The organism is Micromonospora sp. NPDC049049 (assembly GCF_040649115.1).
Lineage (GTDB): Bacteria > Actinomycetota > Actinomycetes > Mycobacteriales > Micromonosporaceae > Micromonospora.
Map to the genome: position 1 here is coordinate 1 of NZ_JBEZEX010000026.1, position 19,548 is coordinate 19,548.

General features: G+C 69.9%; 22 protein-coding genes. 15 read left to right on the forward strand and 7 right to left on the reverse strand.

The window, feature by feature from the left end:
- Nucleotides 1-164: 164 nt before the first annotated feature.
- From AB0B68_RS23855 to AB0B68_RS23865, 3 genes are read right to left on the reverse strand one after another with little or no spacing between them, the layout of a single operon-like run.
- On the reverse strand, nt 165-629 hold the full coding sequence (locus AB0B68_RS23855; RefSeq protein ID WP_357201988.1) for a MarR family transcriptional regulator: 465 nt from the start codon (nt 627-629) through the stop codon (nt 165-167).
- Between the two features lie 47 nt (nt 630-676).
- Entirely contained in the window at nt 677-1,072 is a 396-nt protein-coding gene (locus AB0B68_RS23860; RefSeq protein ID WP_357262749.1) for a nuclear transport factor 2 family protein, read from the reverse strand.
- Between the two features lie 2 nt (nt 1,073-1,074).
- Entirely contained in the window at nt 1,075-1,386 is a 312-nt protein-coding gene (locus tag AB0B68_RS23865) for a hypothetical protein (protein WP_357262752.1), read from the reverse strand.
- A gap of 331 nt (nt 1,387-1,717) precedes the next feature.
- Between AB0B68_RS23865 and AB0B68_RS23870 the strand changes: the two genes are divergently transcribed.
- The 4 genes from AB0B68_RS23870 (at nt 1,718) to AB0B68_RS23885 (ending at nt 4,383) form a co-directional block, all read left to right on the forward strand.
- Nucleotides 1,718-2,026 carry a GNAT family N-acetyltransferase gene (locus tag AB0B68_RS23870; protein ID WP_357262755.1) on the forward strand — a complete coding sequence of 103 codons (309 nt, stop codon included), beginning with the start codon at nt 1,718-1,720 and terminating at the stop codon, nt 2,024-2,026.
- Between the two features lie 31 nt (nt 2,027-2,057).
- Nucleotides 2,058-2,330, forward strand: coding sequence for a (4Fe-4S)-binding protein (locus AB0B68_RS23875; protein ID WP_357201976.1), 273 nt, complete (start codon nt 2,058-2,060; stop codon nt 2,328-2,330).
- Nucleotides 2,331-2,470: 140 nt separating this feature from the next.
- Nucleotides 2,471-2,872, forward strand: a complete 402-nt coding sequence (locus AB0B68_RS23880) for a DUF4260 domain-containing protein (protein ID WP_357201973.1) — start codon at nt 2,471-2,473, stop codon at nt 2,870-2,872.
- A 491-nt stretch (nt 2,873-3,363) separates the two neighbouring features.
- Nucleotides 3,364-4,383, forward strand: a complete 1,020-nt coding sequence (locus AB0B68_RS23885; protein WP_357262758.1) for an aldo/keto reductase — start codon at nt 3,364-3,366, stop codon at nt 4,381-4,383.
- Between the two features lie 274 nt (nt 4,384-4,657).
- Here AB0B68_RS23885 and AB0B68_RS23890 read toward each other — a convergent pair whose 3' ends face one another.
- A complete protein-coding gene (locus AB0B68_RS23890) occupies nt 4,658-5,755 on the reverse strand; it encodes a tartrate dehydrogenase (RefSeq protein WP_357262761.1) in 1,098 nt (365 codons plus the stop codon).
- Entirely contained in the window at nt 5,752-6,441 is a 690-nt protein-coding gene (locus AB0B68_RS23895) for a GntR family transcriptional regulator (RefSeq protein ID WP_357201964.1), read from the reverse strand. Before AB0B68_RS23895 ends, AB0B68_RS23890 begins: the two co-directional genes overlap by 4 nt.
- Nucleotides 6,442-6,539: 98 nt before the next feature.
- Here AB0B68_RS23895 and AB0B68_RS23900 point away from each other — a divergent pair, with 98 nt between their 5' ends.
- The 6 genes from AB0B68_RS23900 (at nt 6,540) to AB0B68_RS23925 (ending at nt 12,969) form a co-directional block, all read left to right on the forward strand.
- On the forward strand, nt 6,540-7,799 hold the full coding sequence (locus tag AB0B68_RS23900) for an MFS transporter (RefSeq protein WP_357201961.1): 1,260 nt from the start codon (nt 6,540-6,542) through the stop codon (nt 7,797-7,799).
- A complete protein-coding gene (locus AB0B68_RS23905) occupies nt 7,799-8,743 on the forward strand; it encodes an NAD(P)-dependent oxidoreductase (RefSeq protein WP_357201958.1) in 945 nt (314 codons plus the stop codon). The genes AB0B68_RS23900 and AB0B68_RS23905 overlap by 1 nt, the downstream gene beginning before the upstream one ends.
- Nucleotides 8,740-10,404 (forward strand): FAD-binding dehydrogenase, encoded by a 1,665-nt coding sequence (locus AB0B68_RS23910; RefSeq protein WP_357262764.1) that lies wholly within the window; start codon nt 8,740-8,742, stop codon nt 10,402-10,404. The genes AB0B68_RS23905 and AB0B68_RS23910 overlap by 4 nt, the downstream gene beginning before the upstream one ends.
- Nucleotides 10,405-10,433: 29 nt before the next feature.
- Nucleotides 10,434-11,807, forward strand: coding sequence for an acyclic terpene utilization AtuA family protein (locus AB0B68_RS23915; RefSeq protein WP_357262767.1), 1,374 nt, complete (start codon nt 10,434-10,436; stop codon nt 11,805-11,807).
- Entirely contained in the window at nt 11,797-12,132 is a 336-nt protein-coding gene (locus tag AB0B68_RS23920) for a DUF4387 domain-containing protein (protein ID WP_357201949.1), read from the forward strand. Before AB0B68_RS23915 ends, AB0B68_RS23920 begins: the two co-directional genes overlap by 11 nt.
- A 129-nt stretch (nt 12,133-12,261) precedes the next feature.
- On the forward strand, nt 12,262-12,969 hold the full coding sequence (locus AB0B68_RS23925; RefSeq protein WP_357201946.1) for an SDR family oxidoreductase: 708 nt from the start codon (nt 12,262-12,264) through the stop codon (nt 12,967-12,969).
- Between the two features lie 84 nt (nt 12,970-13,053).
- Here AB0B68_RS23925 and AB0B68_RS23930 read toward each other — a convergent pair whose 3' ends face one another.
- A complete protein-coding gene (locus AB0B68_RS23930; protein ID WP_357201943.1) occupies nt 13,054-13,692 on the reverse strand; it encodes a response regulator transcription factor in 639 nt (212 codons plus the stop codon).
- Complete coding sequence (locus AB0B68_RS23935) at nt 13,689-14,834, reverse strand: histidine kinase (RefSeq protein WP_357201940.1); 1,146 nt, start codon at nt 14,832-14,834, stop codon at nt 13,689-13,691. Before AB0B68_RS23935 ends, AB0B68_RS23930 begins: the two co-directional genes overlap by 4 nt.
- Before the next feature lie 146 nt (nt 14,835-14,980).
- Here AB0B68_RS23935 and AB0B68_RS23940 point away from each other — a divergent pair, with 146 nt between their 5' ends.
- The 5 genes from AB0B68_RS23940 to AB0B68_RS23960 all read left to right on the forward strand — a co-directional run bounded on the left by AB0B68_RS23940 (nt 14,981) and on the right by AB0B68_RS23960 (nt 19,536).
- Nucleotides 14,981-15,976 (forward strand): DUF418 domain-containing protein, encoded by a 996-nt coding sequence (locus AB0B68_RS23940; protein WP_357262770.1) that lies wholly within the window; start codon nt 14,981-14,983, stop codon nt 15,974-15,976.
- 98 nt (nt 15,977-16,074) lie between these two features.
- A complete protein-coding gene (locus tag AB0B68_RS23945; RefSeq protein WP_357201990.1) occupies nt 16,075-16,971 on the forward strand; it encodes an ABC transporter ATP-binding protein in 897 nt (298 codons plus the stop codon).
- The gene (locus AB0B68_RS23950) at nt 16,968-17,717 is read left to right on the forward strand and encodes an ABC transporter permease (RefSeq protein ID WP_357201934.1); all 750 of its coding nucleotides are present in this window, start codon (nt 16,968-16,970) and stop codon (nt 17,715-17,717) included. The genes AB0B68_RS23945 and AB0B68_RS23950 overlap by 4 nt, the downstream gene beginning before the upstream one ends.
- Before the next feature lie 14 nt (nt 17,718-17,731).
- A complete protein-coding gene (locus AB0B68_RS23955) occupies nt 17,732-18,886 on the forward strand; it encodes a sensor histidine kinase (protein WP_357201931.1) in 1,155 nt (384 codons plus the stop codon).
- Nucleotides 18,883-19,536: a response regulator transcription factor gene (locus tag AB0B68_RS23960; protein WP_357201928.1), complete on the forward strand. Its 654-nt coding sequence runs from the start codon at nt 18,883-18,885 to the stop codon at nt 19,534-19,536. The genes AB0B68_RS23955 and AB0B68_RS23960 overlap by 4 nt, the downstream gene beginning before the upstream one ends.
- The last annotated feature ends 12 nt before the right edge of the window (nt 19,537-19,548 follow it).

Here is a 19,548-nt window from a genome sequence, read left to right on the forward strand (position 1 = left end):
CTATCCACAACCGGGGGGTCTCGCTTTTGGGGCCGGGCGGGGGGGTGGCGCCGGGTGTGCGCGGGGGGCCGGTGGTGCACCGCGGGCTCCGAGATCCTGTGGATCTCGGAGCCGGCGGACGTGACACGGGGTGGCCCCCGAGTGTGCGGTCGCCCGAGACCGTTCTAGGCTTCTGCCTCGTCGAAAACTCGAACAACACGCGCGCTGATCCTGCCGAGGGCGGCGGCATCAGCCGCGCCCAGGCTGTCGAAGAGGACGTCTCGAATTTCTGCGCGCTGCGCGCGTAGCACACGCACCACGAGCAACCGACCTTGCGAGGTCAAGGTGGCTTCGTACGCACGTCGACCCGTTGGGACACGACCCCGGGTGACGAGACCCTGGCGTTCCAGGACGTTCAGCGTATGGCTGACGCGGCTGGGCGAAAAGCGCAGCATGCCGGCGAGCGCTTTCAGGCCCAGGGTCTGATTTTCCGCAGCGTTGAGCAGGACCAGCAACTTGAAATGCCCGTGCGAGATGTTGCCGTCGCGCTGAGATTGCCGTTCCAGCGCGACCTCGAGGAGGTGGGCCGCCAGCACGAAGTCCTGCCATATTGTGGCCCGGTCGAGGTCGTCGTCACGTCGCTTTGTCACGGTGTCATTTTTGCGTCGACGCACCGGCATGTCGACCTTCCGCGCCCCTACACCATGGCGTTGCCGCTGGCGGAGGCTTCGGCGGCGACAATGTCCTGAACGACGTCCCAGTGTTCCACGATGCGTCCGTTCTCCAGCCGGAAGATGTCGACAATGGCCACCGGGTTCGGGGCCCAGCCATGGACGATGCTGTGGGTGAAGACCAGATCGCCCTGAGCGGCGACCCGCTGCGGTTCCCAGGAGAAGCCCTCCAGCCCTGGGACGACACTGCGCAAGGTGTCAAGCCCGTTGGGCATCCGCGGGCTGTGCTGGACGTACGGCTCGGCCCAGTATCGGTCGATCGCGGTGAGGTCCTCTTCCGCGAACAGCTCTCGCATTGCGGTGAGCACGATTTCGGTGTTCCGCTGCGCCTGATCGCCTTGAGTGACGGGGTGCTGGGTCATGTTCAGGCCTCCTTGATCGTTCCGACGAAGCTGTAGAGCTTGCCGCCGACGGTCACGTTGGAATAGACCGTCCCGTTCTCGAAGTCCTCCAGGTGCGTAACGGTGGCCCCGCTCGCCTCGGTCCAGGAGTTCAGGTAGACGCCTTCACGGATTTTCTGCAGGTTCAGAGCCACCGTTTCAGCGTGACCATCGGGCGCGAGCCCCGCGCCCTGCACCACGATGAAGCTGCCCTGGGTCGGCGAATCAAAGGTGAACCGCACCTTCAGGTCGCCCAGGTCGAAGCGGTAGCTACGGCCTGTTAGTTGCGTGGTCATGACATGCCCTTCCGTTGCTCGCGGATACGAGTTCTGAGTTGAACCTTCAACTCAGCGGCGCGTTTCGGCAAGGGGTTGGGACGCAGGTCACCCAGGCGCTGCGAGCGCCTCGCCCGGACGTAGATCCGGGACTTCGACGACAGGTTGGTGGACAGGCGTCCGTGAAACGCGTACCCAGCCGAACCGCCAGTGATGCCGTGTCATCAGCGCACGTGACGCGGTGTCACTGGTCGCGGCCGACCGCTGCCGGACACTGGGGTGGTGACGGTGGGATCACCGCGCTCCACCGCGAGGACGGCTGTGCCCGAAAGCAAAGACAGAGGGAGGACCCATGGCAGTAGAAGTGATCGATGTCCCCGAGGCCAGGCGATATGAGGCTCGCCTCGACGGCGAGTCGACGGTCGCGGGCGTCGCGCAGTACATCCGTACCGCGGAACTCGTCGCGTTCGTACACACCGAGGTCTCGCCGGCGTACGAGGGCAAGGGAGTCGGGGCGGCACTGGCCCGCGCCGCCCTCGACGAGGCGCGCGCCGCGAACCTGCTGGTCCTGGCCACCTGCCCGTTCATCGCGGGGTGGATCGCCAGGCACCCCGAGTACCAGGACCTGGTGTATCAGGCCCGAAGCAGGGTCAGTGACTGAACGGCCGAGCATGGCGACGACGGAGGCCGCGATGAGCAGCGCAACCGCAAAGAAGACGTACGAGGGCCAGAAGATCACTGTCACGTTCGAGGCGAGGCGGTGCCTGCACGCCGCCGAGTGCGTCCGCGGCTTGCCGGAGGTCTTCGACACCAGCCAGCGCCCGTGGATCCGGCCCGACGGCGCCGAGGCCGAGCGCCTGGCCGAAGTGGTGGAGCGCTGCCCCTCGGGAGCGCTGCAGTACGAACTCGTGGACAGGGTTGCCGAGACCCGGACCGGCCCACGCGGATCACGCGCAACGTCGTAGGACAGCTCGCCTGCTCGGCCTCGGACCGCAGGAGCCAACGGAGCACGAGGGTCGCCATTCCCGGTCTATCCTCTGTCCGAGGTCAGGCCAGCGACGGGAAGGCAACCCACCCGTGTCCCTGAGTGACATCGAGGTGCGAGATGCCCTATCTGAGTCCGGTCGCAGTGCAACGCGTCGAGGGCCTCGCCGTCGCGGCTCTCGCTGTCGTCGTGACCGTCACCGCCGGGTACCCGTGGTGGTCGCTGCTTGCCCTCTTCCTCGTCTTCGACCTGTCAATGCTCGGCTACCTGCGGGGGCCACGCCTCGGGGCCTTCTGCTACAACCTGGCGCACTCCTACACGCTGCCAGCTGCGCTGGGCGCGGTGGCCGTGGCCGCGGCCGGGTTCGGCGATGAGATCGGCTGGCTCGGCATTCTGGCCCTTGCCTGGGTGTTTCACATCGCCGTCGATCGCGGCCTCGGCTACGGCCTCAAGACGGCCGAGGGATTCGAGCACACCCACCTCGGCTTGATCGGCAAGGCCAGAGGGCGTGACCCGTTCTGACGGACATCCGGGATCAGGGGCCCGCAGACACCGCGGACCCGTCGCCCGCTGACCCGGGCGCAGGAGACCGTGTCACCCCGGCGGGATCACCATCAAGACCTCGATGCTGAGCGACACTGATGCGGATCCATTCTTCGCGCTCGGCTCAGTCTTCGCCTGCCACCTGCGCGACCGAATAGGTTCCGGGCATGAACCGATGAGGTCCCGCGAGAGCGTGTTTGAGAAGGGCCTTGTGGACGGCGGCGTGAGATCGGCGATCCGAAACCACCCCGTCTCAGGTTGCGCCGGGCGTCGGCCCCGCTGGCGTGGGAGCGGTTGCTCCGCGCTGCTGTCGATGCCGGCTACGTCGCGTTACCTCCGTCACTCCCCTTGGCATCCGGAACCGCGTTCCGTATGTTGATTACCGGAACACCGCTCCGGTTGCCGGTCACGCTGAACCGGGCGGGCTGCCACCAAACCGTGGACGTTGAACGCCTGGAGGAGTAACAGTCATGCAGTACCGCACCTTGGGACGCACTGGTGTGCAGGTCAGCACCCTCGTACTCGGCGCAATGAACTTCGGCAAGATCGGCAACACCACCCAGGAGGACGTCGCCGCCATCGTCGACGGCGCGCTCGATGCGGGAATCAACCTCATCGACACCGCCGACGCCTACAGCGGTGGCCAGTCCGAGGAGATGGTCGGCAAGGCCATCGCCGGCCGCCGCGACGACGTCATCCTGGCCACCAAGGCGACGCTGCCGATGGGCGACGAGCGCAACCAGCGGGGCGGCTCCCGCCGCTGGCTGGTCACCGCGCTGGAGAACAGCCTGCGCCGCCTCGGCGTCGACCACGTCGACCTCTACCAGATGCACCGGTGGGATCCGACGACCAGCGACGACGAGACGCTGTCGGCGCTGACGGACCTGCAACGCGCGGGCAAGATCCGCTACTTCGGCTCCTCGACCTTCCCTGCCTACCGCATCGTGCAGGCGCAGTGGGCCGCCCGCGAGGGCCGTCTGAGCCGTTACGTGACCGAGCAGCCGAACTACTCGATCCTCCAGCGTGGCATCGAGACCCACGTCCTGCCCGCGACCCAGGAGTACGGCATGGGCGTGCTGGCCTGGAGTCCACTGGCGTCGGGCTGGCTGTCCGGGGCGATCCGCGCCGACCAGGAGATCAGCACGAACCGCTCGGGCTTCATGCAGCATCGCTTCGACGTCAGCATCCCCGCCAACCGCGCCAAGCTCGACGCCGTCGAGCAGCTCGCGAAGGTTGCCGACCAGGCCGGCCTCAGCATGATCCAGCTCGCGCTCGGCTTCGTCACCGCGCACCCGGGCGTCACCAGCGCGATCATCGGTCCCCGCACGATGGACCACCTCAGCTCGCAGCTCGCCGCCGCGGACACGGTGCTCTCGGCCGACGTGCTCGACGCGATCGACGCGATCGTGGCTCCCGGCGTCGACCTCGCCGCCCACGAGAAGAACGACACCCCGCCCGCGCTGCTCGAGCCGGCGCTGCGCCGCCGCTGATCACTCGGCACGCCGGCGACCAGACGGCAGGCGGACGTACGCCTACGCGTCCGCCTGCCGCTGACCCGCCACACTGCCGGCGCCCTACCCGGCTGGCGTCGCGCGGTGGGTCGCCGATGAACTCATCACCCCGTCGACCGCATGACCGCCTGACCGGCCGGTCCCGGTCGATCTTTCGAACCGGGCGGCCTGGGTCAGGTGGTGGAGCGACTGATTTCCGGGTGGTCGGGCACCGCCGGCCACTACGGTCAGCCGGTGGAGCGGGACGACGACCTCATGCGGTGCCGGACGGGCGTTCGCTGACCCTCTCGGCGATCGCTCGGCCCAGCTCCGCCGTCGTGCCGGTGCCGTGCAGGTCGGGGGTCAGAGGCGCGTGTCCGGGCCCGTACGCCAGGACGTCCTCGACCGCGCCGAGCAGGTGGGCGGCGGCCTCCGGATGGCCGAGGTGCTCCAGCATCATCGAGCCGCACCAGATCTGGCCGATCGGGTTGGCGATACCTTTCCCTGCGATGTCGGGTGCGGAGCCGTGCACGGGCTCGAACAGGCTCGGGTGCTCACGCTCAGGGTTGATGTTGGCGCTCGGGGCGATGCCGAGTGTGCCGGTGCAGGCCGGGCCGAGGTCGGAGAGGATGTCGCCGAACAGGTTGCTGGCCACGACCACGTCGAACCACTCCGGATGGAGCACGAACTGCGCCGCGAGCGCGTCGATGTGGAACTTGTCGAGGCGAACGTCGGAGAACCGCTCGCCCATCGCGGCCACCCGCTCGTCCCAGTACGGCATGGAGATGGAGATGCCGTTGCTCTTGGTGGCGGACGTCAGGTGCCGTTTCGGGCGACGGTTGGCCAGCTCGAAGGCGAAGCGCAGGACACGGTCGACGCCGACGCGCGTCATGATCGTCTCCTGTAGGACGGTTTCCCGGTCGGTGCCCTCGAAGATCCGCCCACCCACGCTGGAGTACTCGCCCTCGGTGTTCTCCCGGACGACGACGAAGTCGATGTCGCCCGGGAGCCGGCCGGCCAGGGGGCTGCGGACGCCGGGCATGAGCCGGCAGGGGCGCAGGTTCACGTACTGGTCGAAGACCCGCCGGAACCGCAGGAGGCTGCCCCAGAGCGAGACATGGTCGGGTACGACCTCCGGCCAGCCCACCGCGCCGAAGTAGATGGCGTCGTAGCCACGCAGCGTCTGTTCCCAATCGGGCGGCAGCATGTCGCCGTGCCGCTGCCAGTAGTCGGCGCTGGCGAAGTCGAAGCTGTCGAAGTCGAGCGTCAGGCCGAATCGACTCGCCGTGGCGTGCAGCGCGTCGAGGCCGGCCGGGACGACCTCCTTGCCGATGCCGTCACCGGGGATGACGGCGATCCGGTGCGTGGTCACGGCACCTCCCGAAGCGCTGCGAGGCCGCCCTGCGAGTCCTCGATAGCGATGCGTTCCGCGGCGGCGGAGTCGCCCGCGCGGAGCGCCCGGACCAGCGCCCGATGGCTGGTGTATCGCTCCAGGCCGAACGTGTTGTCCTCCGCCACCCGTTGCAGAAGCAGCTCGCGGCGCTGCGGGCGGGAGAACACGCGGCTCTGCTCGAGCATCCGGATCAGCACCGGGTTGTGTGCGCAGGCGCTCACCGTGTCGTTGAACTGCTGCATGCTGTCGAGCAGCTCGGTGAGGTGCCGCTCGACCGGCCCGCCCTGCCCCGACCGCTCCTTGAGGAGGATCAGCAGGTCGTCGGCGCGGTCGAGAATGGCGTCCAGCGCGTCGAGCTGCTCGGCGGTGGCGTGTCGGGCGGCGAAGCGGGCGACGAGGCCACGCAGGCCGACCTCCACCTCGGCGAGGTCGTCGATGGCGGCGTCGCGAATGGCGGCGACCAGCACGGTACGCGGGCCGATCCGCTCGATCAGCCCGTCGAGCTCCAGCCGGCGCAGGGCCTCGCGGACCGGTGTCGGGCTGACCGCGAGGCGCTCGGCCATGCCGCGCTCGGTGACTTTTTCTCCCGGGGCGAGTTCGCCGTTGGCGATCGCGGTGCGGACTTGTCGGTACGCCTGATCGGCGAGCGTCCCGGCTGTCGTCATGGACGCACTCTAGCGCATGAGATAGCAAGCTCGTTTGCAACTGTTGACGAGTTTGCTACAGCAAATTACCGTGACCGGGGACACAAGGAGGTGGACGTGTGTCCAACCGGCGGATCACGTTCTTCATAGCCCTCGCACTCTTCGCCCAGGAGTCGACCTGGAACTTCTATGACAATCAGGTGCCCGTGCTGCTGCGCGAGCACGTGACGAGCGCGGCGCTCGTGGGCGCGCTGATGGGGATGGACAACCTGCTGGGCATCTTCATCCAGCCCTGGATCGGCAACCGGTCCGACAACACCCGGACCCGGTGGGGGCGGCGAATCCCGTACCTCGCGGTGGGCATGCCCCTGGCCGCGCTGGTCTTCGTCCTCCTGCCGTGGACCACGTCGCTGGCCACGTTGGTCGTGGTGATGTTCTGTTACGCGCTGATCGCCAACACCACACGACCGCTGGCGGAGTCGTTGGTGCCGGACTTCCTGCCCCCGCAACGGCGCAGCCGGGCGAACGCCGTCGTGAAGATCGCGACCGCACTGACCATCATCGTCGCGTCGCTGATCAGCCTGCTCGTGGTGGACGAGCATCCGAGGGCCGCCTTCGTCATCCCGTCGGTGATCATGCTGGCCGCCACGTTCGTGCTGCTGGCCAACGTGCGCGACAGCCAGTCGGCGGCCTACCAGGCCGCGGTGGCCGAGGAGGCCTCCGCCGGTCCCGCCGCGGTCAGCCAACCGCTGCGGCAGATCGTCGCCGGACTGTTCACCGACCAGGACCGCCGCCGGCTCCTACTGCTGCTGACCGTCCTGCTCTTCGGCGGGGCATGGTTCGCCTCACGGTCGCTGATCACCCCGTACGGCATGGAGGCGCTGGGCCTGAGCCGCGGCGAGGCGGGCGGGCTCACCTTGCCCAGCGGCATCGTCTACGTGGCTGCCGCCTATCCGGCCGCGCTGCTGGCCGAGCGCTTCGGACGACTGCGGATCATCGCCGTGGGCATCACCGTCTTCGCCGTCGCGCTGGCGGCAGGCGCCGTCGTACAGACCGCCACCAGTACGGTCGTCGCGTTCTGCGTGGCCTCGGCCGGCGCCGCCGCCTTCACGATCAACGCGGCGGTGGCGCTGTGGAACCTGGCGCCGTCCAGCCGGGTGTTCGGGGCCTACACCGGCCTGTACGCGGTCACCTGGTACCTGGGCGGCTTCGGCGGCCCCGCCCTGATCGGCGCGGTGATCGACATGGTCGGCTGGGACGGGATGCTGCTCTACATCGCCGTGCTCGCCGTACTCGCCATGCTCGTCGTCGTACGTCTCGAACGCCTGCAGCGTGCGCACCGGGCAAACCGGGCCGTCACCCTCACCGGAAGCGAATGATGTCGACCATCCTCATCACCACTGACTACCTCACCCCCGGCGACGAGGTGGACACCTACCTGACCGGGCTCGGCTTCACGACGCGGCACGACCCCATGCGGGGACCACGCCGGCCGGAGCAGCTGATCGCGGCCCTGGCCGGGGTCGAGGGGGCGCTGATCGCCAACGAGCCGATGAGCGCGGAGGTGCTGCGCCAAGCATCGGACCTGCGGGCCGTCGTGCGTACCGGAGTGGGGTACGACTCCGTCGATGTGGCCGCCGCCGGGCGGCTCGGGATCAGCGTGAGCAACCTTCCCGGGATCAACGCCAACGCGGTGGCCGAGTACACCATGGGGTTGCTGCTCGCCCAGGCCAGGTGCCTGGTGCCGATGGCCGCCGGGGTGGCCGCCGGCGGCTGGCCCCGCACCGACGGCCAGGAGCTGCGCGGCAAGACGCTCGGCCTGATCGGGCGGGGCGCGGTGGCCCAGCGGGTGGCGCCGCTGGCCGCCGTCTTCGGCATGACGGTGCTGTGCACCGGCAGCCTGCCCGCGCCGGTCACCCGGGTCACGCTCGACAAGTTGCTGCGCGACGCCGACTTCGTGTCCGTCCACACCGCACTGACCCCGCTCACGCGCCACCTCATCGGCACTGCGGCGCTGGCCCGGATGAAGCCGGGCGCACACCTGATCAACACCGCACGCGGGCCGCTCGTCGACGAGGCCGCCCTGGTCGAGGCGGTCCGGTCCGGCCGGCTGGCGGGCGCAGCCCTCGACGTGGTGGACGTGGAGCCGCTGCCCGCCGACAGCATCCTGCGCGGCGTGGCCGGCATCACTGTCTACTCGCACATGGCCGGGCAGACTGCCGAGGCCCGGCTGGCCGCAGGGATGGAGGGTGCCAAGGAACTCGTCGCCGCCCTCGACGGCCGGCCCGCCCACTCGCTCACCGAATTGAAGGAGCCGGCATGACCACCAGGACAGCGGACGCGGACGTGATGGTGATCGGCGCAGGCCTCGCCGGGCTGGTGGCCACCGCCGAACTCGTCACCGCCGGCCGATCCGTCCTGCTGCTCGACCAGGAGCCCGAGCAGAGCCTCGGCGGCCAGGCGTTCTGGTCGTTCGGCGGCCTGTTCCTGGTCGATTCCCCCGAGCAGCGCCGGATGGGCATCCGCGACTCAACCGAACTCGCCTGGCAGGACTGGCAGGGCAGCGCCGGGTTCGATCGCCCTGAGGACGCGTGGCCACGGCGGTGGGCCGAGGCGTACGTCGACTTTGCCGCCGGCGAGAAACGCGCGTGGTTGCGGGGCCTCGGCGTCAAGATGTTCCCCATCGTCGGCTGGGCCGAGCGCGGGGGCTACGACGCCACCGGACACGGCAACTCGGTGCCCCGCTTCCACGTCACCTGGGGTACCGGGCCGGGCCTGCTCGAACCGTTCATCGCGATCGTGCGGGAGGCCGCCGAACGCGGCCTCGTCCGGTTCGCCTTCCGGCACCGGGTCGACGCGCTGACAATGAGCGACGGCGCGGTGGTGGGCGCCAGCGGTCACGTCCTGGAGCCCAGCGACGCCGCCCGCGGCACCGCCAGCTCGCGGAAGGCGATCGGCGACTTCGCCTACACCGCGCAAGCCGTCATCGTCACCTCCGGCGGCATCGGCGGCAACCACGACCTGGTCCGCCGCAACTGGCCCACCCGCCTCGGCACCCCGCCCACACACATGATCAGCGGCGTGCCTGCCCACGTGGACGGCCGCATGTTGACCATCACGCAGGACGCCGGTGGCGCGGTGATCAACCCCGACCGGATGTGGCACTACGTCGAGGGCATCCAGAACTGGAACCCCATCTGGGACAAGCACGGCATCAGGATCCTGCCCGGGCCGTCCTCCGTCTGGCTCGATGCGCGCGGACGACGGCTGCCGGTGCCGCTCTACCCCGGGTTCGACACCCTCGGCACGCTCGCCCACCTGCGCACCACCGGCCACGACCACAGCTGGTTCATCCTCACCCAGAAGATCATCGAGAAGGAGTTCGCGCTCTCCGGCTCGGAGCAGAACCCGGACCTGACCGGTCGCAGCGTCAAACAGGTACTCGGCCGCCTCCGTGGCGGCGCACCGGCACCGGTGGAGGCATTCAAGCGGCAGGGCGCCGACTTCGTCGTGGCCAACCGGCTGGACGAGCTGGTGAAGGGCATGAACGCGCTCACCGACGAGCCTCTGCTGGACCCGCTCGACATCCAGCGCACGATCGAGGCACGCGACCGGGAGCTGGCCAACAGCTTCACCAAGGACATGCAGATCGCCGCCATCCGCAACTTCCGAAACTACCGGGGCGACCGGCTCATGCGGACCGCGGCGCCGCACCGGTTCCTCGACCCGAAGGCCGGGCCGCTGATCGCCGTGCGCCTGCATGTGCTCACCCGCAAGACCCTCGGCGGCCTGCACACCGACCTCGACGGTCGGGTGCTGGACGCCACCGGCCAGCCGGTGCCCGGGCTCTACGCCGCCGGCGAGGCCAGTGGGTTCGGCGGTGGCGGCATGCACGGCTACCGCGCGCTGGAAGGCACCTTCCTGGGCGGCTGCCTCTTCTCCGGCCGCCAGGCCGGCCGCGCCGTGGCCACCTCCGTCGGATGACCGGCTCGTACCCGCGAAATGAGGAAACCGTGACCCGCGACCGCGTACGCATTCTCGTGCCCTCCGGCATGCTCGGCTCGGGATTCCCACCCGAGATCGTCGACCGTGGACTGGAACTCGGTGCCGACGTCATCGCCGTGGACGGAGGGTCCACCGACTCCGGCCCGTACTATCTGGGCACCGGCACGGCCAAGACCACCGCCGCGGCCGTGGCCCGCGACCTGCGCCTCCTGCTCCGGGCGGCGGCGAAGGCGCGCATTCCGCTGATCGTCGGCTCGTGCGGCACCAGCGGCACCGACTCCGGCGTGGACTGGGTCGCCGGGATCGCCCGCGGCATCCTGGCCGAGGAGGGGCTGGACCTGCGGGTCGCCACCGTCTACAGCGAGCAGCGGGCCATCGACCTCAAGGACCATCTCGACAAGGGCCGGATCCACCCGCTCCCGCCGGCCGGCGACCTCGACCCGGCGACGTTGGACAGCTGCCAGCACATCGTCGCGATGATGGGCCACGAGCCGATCGCTGAGGCGCTGGCGGGCGGAGCCGACGTGGTACTGGCCGGGCGCGCCACCGACACCGCCCTGGCCGCCGCCTTCCCGCTGATGGCCGGCATGCCGGCCGGCCCGACCTGGCACGCCGCCAAGATCATCGAGTGCGGCGCGCAGTGCACCACGAACCCGCGCTCCAGCGGTGTCTTCGCCACCATCGACGCCACCGGCTTCACCATCGAGCCGCTCGACCCGGCCGTCGCCTGCACGCCCACCTCGGTCGCGGCGCACATGCTCTACGAGACCGCCGACCCGTTCTCGATGCGGGAACCGGCCGGCACGCTGATGGTCGCCGACGCCACCTACCGGGCCCTGGACGAGCGGCGGGTACGGGTGGAGGGCTCCCGGTTCGAGCCGGCCCCGTACACGAACAAGCTTGAGGGGGCCCGGATCACCGGCTACGAGACAATGTCGTTCACCGCCATCCGCGACCCGCACATCCTCGGCCAGATCACCACCTGGGCGCAGCTGCTGCGCCGGGTCACCGAGGATCGGGTCGCCCAGACGCTCGGGCTCAGCGCCGACGACTACGCCTTCGACATTCGCCTGTACGGCTACGACGCCGTGCTGGAGGCAAAGGACCCGGACACGCGGACACCCCGGGAGGTCGGCGTGATGCTCCTGGTCAGCGCCGTGGATCAGCAGACGGCCACCGCCGTCGCGAAGATCGCCAATCCGCTCATGCTGCACCTGCCCACGCCCGACATGGACTACCTGCCCAGCCTGGCGTTCCCCTACTCCCCCGCAGAGACCGAGCGCGGGGCAGCGTACGAGTTCGTCCTCAACCACGTCGTCGACGTGGACTCGCCCACCAGCCTCTTCCGCATCCACCTCCCGGAGGACAGCGATGCCCGCTAACACCCACCCCCGCACCGTCGCCGACCTCGCGCTGGAGGTTCGGTCGAAGAACGCCGGCCCGTTCTGGGTGACGATGGAGCTGTTCATGCGCGACACTTCCGGGTACGCCGTGGTAGCCGACCCGGGCTTCCTGGACGCCTCGCTGATCGCCCGCCTCTACGGCGTACCGGCTGACGCCATCCGCATCTTCCGGATACCGGCGCTGAACGTCGTCAAGATTTCGTTCCCGCGCCCCGTGGCGCAGGGCAGCCTGCGCGACCGCGACATCCACGCCGGGCAGCACCATGTGCCCCTGGCCATGCTCCCGCTGCCGGAGTCGCACTGAGACCAGTGCCAACCGGGCCAGCGGGAGCCGCCCGATCGCGCTGCCGAGGGCCGGCCGCCGCCCGTGCCGGCCGTGATCCACCTCGCAGTACTTGCCTCTCACGTTAGCGTGAGGTTTTAGCGTGGTGGCATGCAGATCAACGGCTCAACAGCTCTCGTGACCGGTGCCAACCGCGGGCTCGGCAAGGCCTTCGCCGAGGCACTCCTGGCCCGCGGCGCCACCGTCTACGCGACCGCCCGTCGCGTGGAAAGCATCGACATCCCCGGTGCCGTCGCCCTCCAGATGGACATCACCGATCCGGCGTCCATCGAGGCCGCGGCAGGCAAGGTGGGCGACCTCAACATCCTCATCAACAACGCCGGCACCTCCACCGAAGCCCCGCTGCTCGGCCCCTCCCTGGACAACATCCGCCACGACTTCGACACCAACTTCTGGGGCACCCTCAACGTCACCCGCACCTTCGCACCGAGGCTGGCCGGTGGCGCCATCCTCAACGTCATCTCGGCGCTGAGCTGGTACACCTTCGCCCCCAGCAGCAACGGCTACGCCGCCTCCAAGGCTGCGGAGTGGTCCCTGACGAACGGCATCCGACTCGAGTTGGCCGGCCAGAAGACCCTGGTCACCGCCCTGGCGCTGGCGATCGCCGACACGGACATGATGGCCGGCATCGACATCCCCAAGCTCGCGCCCCACGAGGTGGTCAGCCAGGCCCTCGACGGACTGGAAGCGGGCAAGATCGAAGTCATCGCCGACAAGCCCACCGCCAACGTCAAGGCCTCCCTCTCAGGCGACCCCGCCCTCTTCTACGCCGACATCACCGGCAACCTCTTCAGGTGATGTCGCCGGGGGCACCGCGGATCAGGTCCCGGTCGCCTCGGGCGGATCGGCTGGACGCGGTTCATGCTGCCCGACGACGTGCTCTCAGTTCGCCGGGACGCCGGCCCGGTGCGCCAGCAGGCCCGCCTGGGTGCGGTTGTCGCAGCCGAGCTTCTCCAACAGTCGGGAGACGTACCCCTTGACCGTCGCCTCGGAGAGGCACAGTCGTCGGGCGATCTGCTGGTTGGAGCGGCCGGCGCCGAGACAGCCGAGGACCTCGACCTCCCGGGCGGTGAGCGTGGCGACCAGCTCGCGGACCCGTTCTCCGCCGTGCCGGCTCAACACCAGCCGCTGGGTCGCGGTCGGGGACAGCACCGTGTGCCCGGCGGCGGCGACCCGTACCAGGTTGACGAGATCCTCCGGCGCCGTCGACTTGAGCAGGAAACCGACGGCACCCGCCCGCATCGCCCGCAGCACGTACTCGTCGAGGTCGAACGTGGTCAGCGCGACGATCCTCGGTGGCGCCGAGGACCGGTTGAGGTGCTCGATGGCGGTGAGCCCGTCGACGCCCGGCATCCGCAGGTCCATCAGAACCAGGTCCGGCCGGTACCGGGTCACCGCCTCCACGGCCTCCGCGCCGTCGTACGCCTCGCCGACGACCTCGACGTCGGGGGCCACTTCGAGAATCGTCCGCAGGTAGGCGCAGACCATCCGTTCGTCGTCGACGAGCAGGATCCGGATCATCGCGGCACGTACCCGGGAAGGGTCGCCCGCACCACGAAGCCGCCCTCCGGGGTCGCCGCGGCGGCCAGGGTGCCGCCCAGCACGTCGACCCGACTCCGCAGGCCGGCCAGACCGCAGCCCCCGCCGGCGGCGGCGAGGTCCGGGTCGGGGGCACGGTCGGGCCGGTCGTTGGTCACTGTCGCGCGGACCAGATCCGGCTGATAGCGGATCGACACGGTCACCTGCGAGCCCGGCGCGTGCTTGTGCACGTTCGTCAGCGATTCCTGCACCACCCGGAAGAGGGTGCGCCGCATGGCCGGTGCCAGCGCCGACGGGTCACCCTCCTCGTCGAGACGGACCGGCAGACCGACCGCGCGAGAGTCCGTCACGAGATCGCGCAGGTCGCCTTCCGCAGCCGGGTCCTCCGTCGCGACGCGGATCGTCGGTGGGTCGCCGTGCCGCAGCACTCCGACCAGGTCGCGCAACTCGGCCAGCGCCTGGCAGCCCGTCGTCCGCAACTCCTCGGCGGCGCTGCGAACGGCGGGATCCGTGGTGCTGGTGCCGAGCGCCCCGGCGTGCAGCACCATGAGGTTGATCCGGTGGGTCACCACGTCGTGCATCTCGCCGGCAATCCGGAGCCGCTCGTCGCTACGGGCCTGCTCGGCAAGGAGCAGCCGCTCCTGCTCGGCGCGTTCGGCGCGGTCGAGCAGCTCCGCGACGAGCCGGCGGCGGGCACTCACGTAGAGGCCGAGCAGGGCGGAGATGGCCAGCAGTCCGGGCCCGCTGAACGGGTCGTCGACCGTCCACAGCCGCGCGCCGAGCAGCCAGCACACCCCGAGCACCGCGATCACCGCCCAGGACCGCCGGCGGTCGCGGCCGTGAACGATCACCGCGTACGGCACGAGGAAGACGGCCGACGCCGGCACCAGCAGGCTGACGCCGGCGATGACCAGAGCCATCGGGTACGGCCGGCGCCGACGCAGCAGCAGGGTGGCCGCCACGGCGACCTGCACCACCGCGTAGACCCAGACGGGGGCCGGGAGATGCCTCGACCCGGCGCTCGGGAAAGCGACCTCACGGGCCACGCCGGCCGCCGCCGCTACGACGACCAGCAGCACGTCGACGGCGAGCGGCGGCACCTTCCGGCGGTCCACCGCGCTCATGCGTTGCACGTTAGCCGGGCCGGACAGGATCGGCGCGGCGAGCAACAGCAGTACCGACGAAGGAACCGGCGGACGCGACGAAGGTAGGTCGCGGAGGCGACCTCCGGGCCTGTCCCGACCGGACACCACTGCGGTGGCATTGACGGATGGCACACTCGACCGATCCCGTGGCGCAACCGGCTGGGCCCCACCGCATCGACGAACTTGACGCGCTGCGTGGGCTCGCGCTCCTCGGCATCGTCATGTTCAACATCGTCCAGATGACCCACCTGACCCGGGTTTCCGGGCCGGCCGGTGAGCACGTCGGCGCGTACCTCTGGGAGCTGCTCTTCGTCCAGCGACCGTTCCCGATCTTCTCGCTGCTCTTCGGGATCAGCTTCTCGCTCTTCCTGCGGACGGCGGCTCGGCGCACCGACCGACCCCGACTGGTGCTGCTGCGCCGGCTGCTCTGGCTGGGTCTTTTCGGCGCGCTGCACACAGTGATCCAGCCCGGTGAGGTGCTGAAGTTCTACGCCGCGTTCGGGCTGGTCGTGCTCCTGCCGGCGTCGTACCTGTCCCGGCGCTGGGCGCTCGGGCTGGGCATCGTGTTGACCCTCGCCGCCGCGCTGACCTTCAACGGTGTCTTCATCATCCCGGGGCTCTTCCTGCTCGGCCTGGCGATCGCGGAGTACGGCATCCCGGACACGCTGCCAGCGCGGGGCCGGCACCTCGCGGTCGCCCTCGCCGTCGCGGTGCCGGTCGCCGCGGTCATGGGCTGGTTGCAGTTCCGGGCCGGAGTCGGCCCGACCGCCAACTACCGCATCCTGCCGGCCGGCCTCGCCTTCGCCTTCCTCTTCACCGTCGGGTTCCTGCTGCTGATGCGAACCGCCCTGCGACGGCCGCTCGGCGCGCTGCTGTCGCCGCTCGGTCGGGTGGCGCTCACCAACTACGTCGCCGCGTCGTTCCTGATCGTGGCCGGTGACGCGCTGCTCGACATCGGCTCCCGGTCCTCCTACTCGGCCGTCGTCGGACTGGGTCTGGCGATCGGGGTCGTGCAGGCGATCTTCAGCGTGTTGTGGCTGCGCTGGTTCCGGCACGGCCCGCTCGAATGGCTCTGGCGGTGCCTCACCTGGTGGCAACGGGTGCCGATCCGCCGCGCCTGATACGGCGACGGCCGATAGAACCTGGGTACCACCGGCGGGTCGGAAGAGCCGACTGCGGTACCACGATGAGGGCTGCGCCCAGACCTAGCGTGGTGAGCATGATTCAGGTACGCGAGGTAACCAAGCGGTACGGCGCGAAGACTGTCGTCGACCAGCTGTCATTCACCGCGGAGCCCGGACAGGTCACTGGCTTCCTCGGACCCAACGGCGCCGGCAAGTCGACGACCATGCGGATGATCGTCGGTCTCGATGCGCCGACCTCGGGTGACGTGCTGGTCAACGGCAAGCCCTACACATCGTCGAAGGCGCCGCTGCACGAGATCGGCGTTCTGCTCGAGGCCAAGGCCGTGCACCCGGGTCGCACGGCGGTCAGCCACCTTCTCTCCATGGCTCGGACGAACGGCATTCCGCGCTCACGCGTCGACGAGGTGCTCGACCTGGTCGGCCTCTCGGCCGTCGCCCACAAACGGGTCGGCGCATTCTCCCTCGGCATGGGCCAGCGGCTCGGCATCGCCGCCGCGCTGCTCGGCGACCCGGCCGTGGTGATGCTCGACGAGCCGGTCAACGGCCTCGACCCCGAGGGTGTCCTCTGGGTGCGCAACCTGCTCACCGGCCTGGCCGCTGAAGGCCGCACCGTGATGCTGTCCTCGCACCTGATGAGCGAGGTCTCGCGGATCGCGGACCACCTGGTCATCATCGGGCGGGGCAAGCTGCTGGCCGACACCACCGTGGCCGACTTCGTGACCGCCGAGGGCGTCCGGGTCGTCACTCCCACCCCGGACGCACTGCGCACGACGATTGCCGGCCCGGGCATCACGGTCACCTCGACAGGTGCCGAGGAACTGCTCGTCGCCGGCGCCTCCGCCCGCGTGATCGGGCTGGCCGCGGCCGCCCGCGGCATCCCGCTGTTCGAGCTCACCCCGCAGAACGCCTCGCTGGAAGAGGCGTTCATGGACCTGACCCGCGACGCTGTTGAATACGAGGCCGCCCGATGAAGATCACCCCTGGTGGCGTCGTCGCCGCCGAATGGACCAAGTTCTCCTCCCTGCGCTCCACCTGGATCACGACCGGCATCTCCGTCTTCCTCCTGATCGCCTTCGGCATGATCGCCTCGGCGTCCTTCTCGGGCGACAACATGAGCTCGGTGGGCCTGATCCTGTCTGGCAGCATCCTGGCCGCCCTGTCCGTCGGTGTGCTCGGCGTGCTGCTGGGTGCGAGCGAATACACCACCGGCATGATCCGGGCGACCCTCGCCGCGGTGCCGCGCCGGTTGCCGGTGCTGTGGTCGAAGAGCCTCGTGGCTGGCTTGGCCGCCTTCGTCACGATGACCGTCGGCGCTTTCGCCGCTTTCGCGGCAGGGTCGGCCGTACTCAACGACAAGGTCGACGCCTTGGGCCTCGGTGACGACGGTGTGCTGCGGGCCCTGATCGGTGCCGGCGTCTATCTCGGCCTGGTCGCGGTGCTCGGCGTCGCGCTCGGCATGCTCGTCCGCTCCAGCGCCGGCGCCATCACGATCCTTGCCGGTCTGCTGTTGATCGTGCCCGGTCTGGCCCCGCTGCTGCCGGACTCGATCGCCGATGCCGTCACCCCGTACCTTCCCAGCAACGCGGGCGGCGCCGTGATGGCACTGACTCCCACGGACGGCACGCTGGGTCCGTGGGCCGGTCTCGCGGTCTTCGCCGGGTACGTGGTCGTGACGCTCGCTGCCGCCGCTTATCGGCTCAAGAAGACCGACGCGTAAGGGAGACTCGGGCGGTGAGCACGCAGGGATGGCTCGTGGACCGGCAGGCACGGCTGCGGGCGTTCGACCGGCGCCACCCGTGGGTCACGGACACCCTGGCGGCCGTCCCGATCGTGCTCTTCAGCATCCCGAACATCATCGAGAAACCCCTGTCGGCGACCATCGCGACGCTGGTGCTGCTGCCACCGCTCTACTGGCGGCGGCGGTACCCGTTCCCGGCGTTCCTGGCCACCGTGGCCACCGACCTGCTCCTTAGCGGGCTGGGCATCAGCGTCGGCGCCGGGGTGATCCTGCTGGTGGTGCTCTTCGGGGTGGCCTCCCGGGGTACCTGGCGGTCGCTGGGCTGGGCGTCCGGGATCACGGTGGCCCAGCTTCTCGCTGAGATCTACCTGTTCGGGTCGGTCACGCAGAACCGCACCCTCACGTCGTTGCTGGCTCTCGGGGCGACAGTGGCGGCGGTCGCGTCCGGCGTCGCGGTACGCACCCGCCGGGCGTACCTCATCGCCCTGGAGGACCGGGCCGCCCGCCTCGAGATTGAACGGGATCAGCAGGCCCGCCTGGCCGTCGCTGAGGAGCGGGCCCGGGTGGCCCGGGAGATGCACGACATCGTCGGCCATCACGTGTCGGTGATCGTCGGCCTCGCCGACGGCAGCGCCGCCCTCGCCAGATCGCGGCAGGAGCAGACCGCCGAACCGCTCCGACTGATCGGCGAAACCGGCCGCCAGGCGCTCGCGGAGCTGCGCCGGGTGCTGGGCGTGCTGCGCGGGGAGGACACCGATCCGCAGCTGAGGCCGCAGCCCGACATCGACGACCTTGACCGGCTGCTGCCGAGCGTGCGGGCAGCCGGGCTGCCAGTCACCTACTCCACCTCGGGTGAGCTGCACACCCTCAGCAAGGGGCTGCAGCTCGCGGTCTACCGCATCGTCCAGGAAGCGCTCACCAACATCCTCAAACACGCCGGACGGGGCGCGACCGCTGACGTGAGTCTCAGTGTCTCCGACGGAGAGGTACGGGTCCGCGTGCGCGACAACGGCCGGGGCGCCCCCGCCGCCCCGAGCCACGGTCTGCTCGGCATGCGTGAGCGCGGGGCCATGTACGGCGGGGTGGTGACCGCCGGCCCGGCCGAGCACGGCTGGGTGGTCGACGTCGTCCTCAAGGAGCCCACATGACAACCGTGCTGATCGCCGACGACCAGCCGCTGCAGCGCATGGGTTTCAAGATGCTGCTCGATGGAACCCCCGGAATGACCGTGGTCGGCGAGGCCTCGGGCGGCGCCGAGGCGGTCCGGATGATCGACCAGAGCCGCCCTGACGTGGTGCTGATGGACGTACGCATGCCCGGCATGGACGGCATCGAGGCGACCCGCCGCATAACGGCGGCCGGCTCACGCACCCGCGTCCTGATCCTGACCACCTTCGAACTGGACGAATACGTCTATGCCGGGTTGCGGGCCGGGGCGAGCGGCTTCCTGCTCAAGGACGCCCGGCCCGAAGAGCTCATCGCGGCCATCCGCGCCGTGGCTGCTGGCGACTCGGTGGTCGCTCCCAGCCTGACCCGCAAGCTGATGGACGCCTACCTGCAGGAATCGGCGCCGGCTACGTCCGAGGATCCCCGCCTGGGCACGTTGAGCGAGCGGGAGCGCGAGGTGCTCGAGGCGATCGGCCAAGGCGCCACCAACACCGAGATCGCCGAACGCTTCACGCTGACCGAGTCGACAGTGAAGAAGCACGTCGGACGGGTCCTGTTCAAGATCGGCGCCCGCGACCGGATCCAGGCGGTGATCTTCGCGTACGACAACGGCCTGGTCCACCCTCGCTGACGGGCGAAAGGG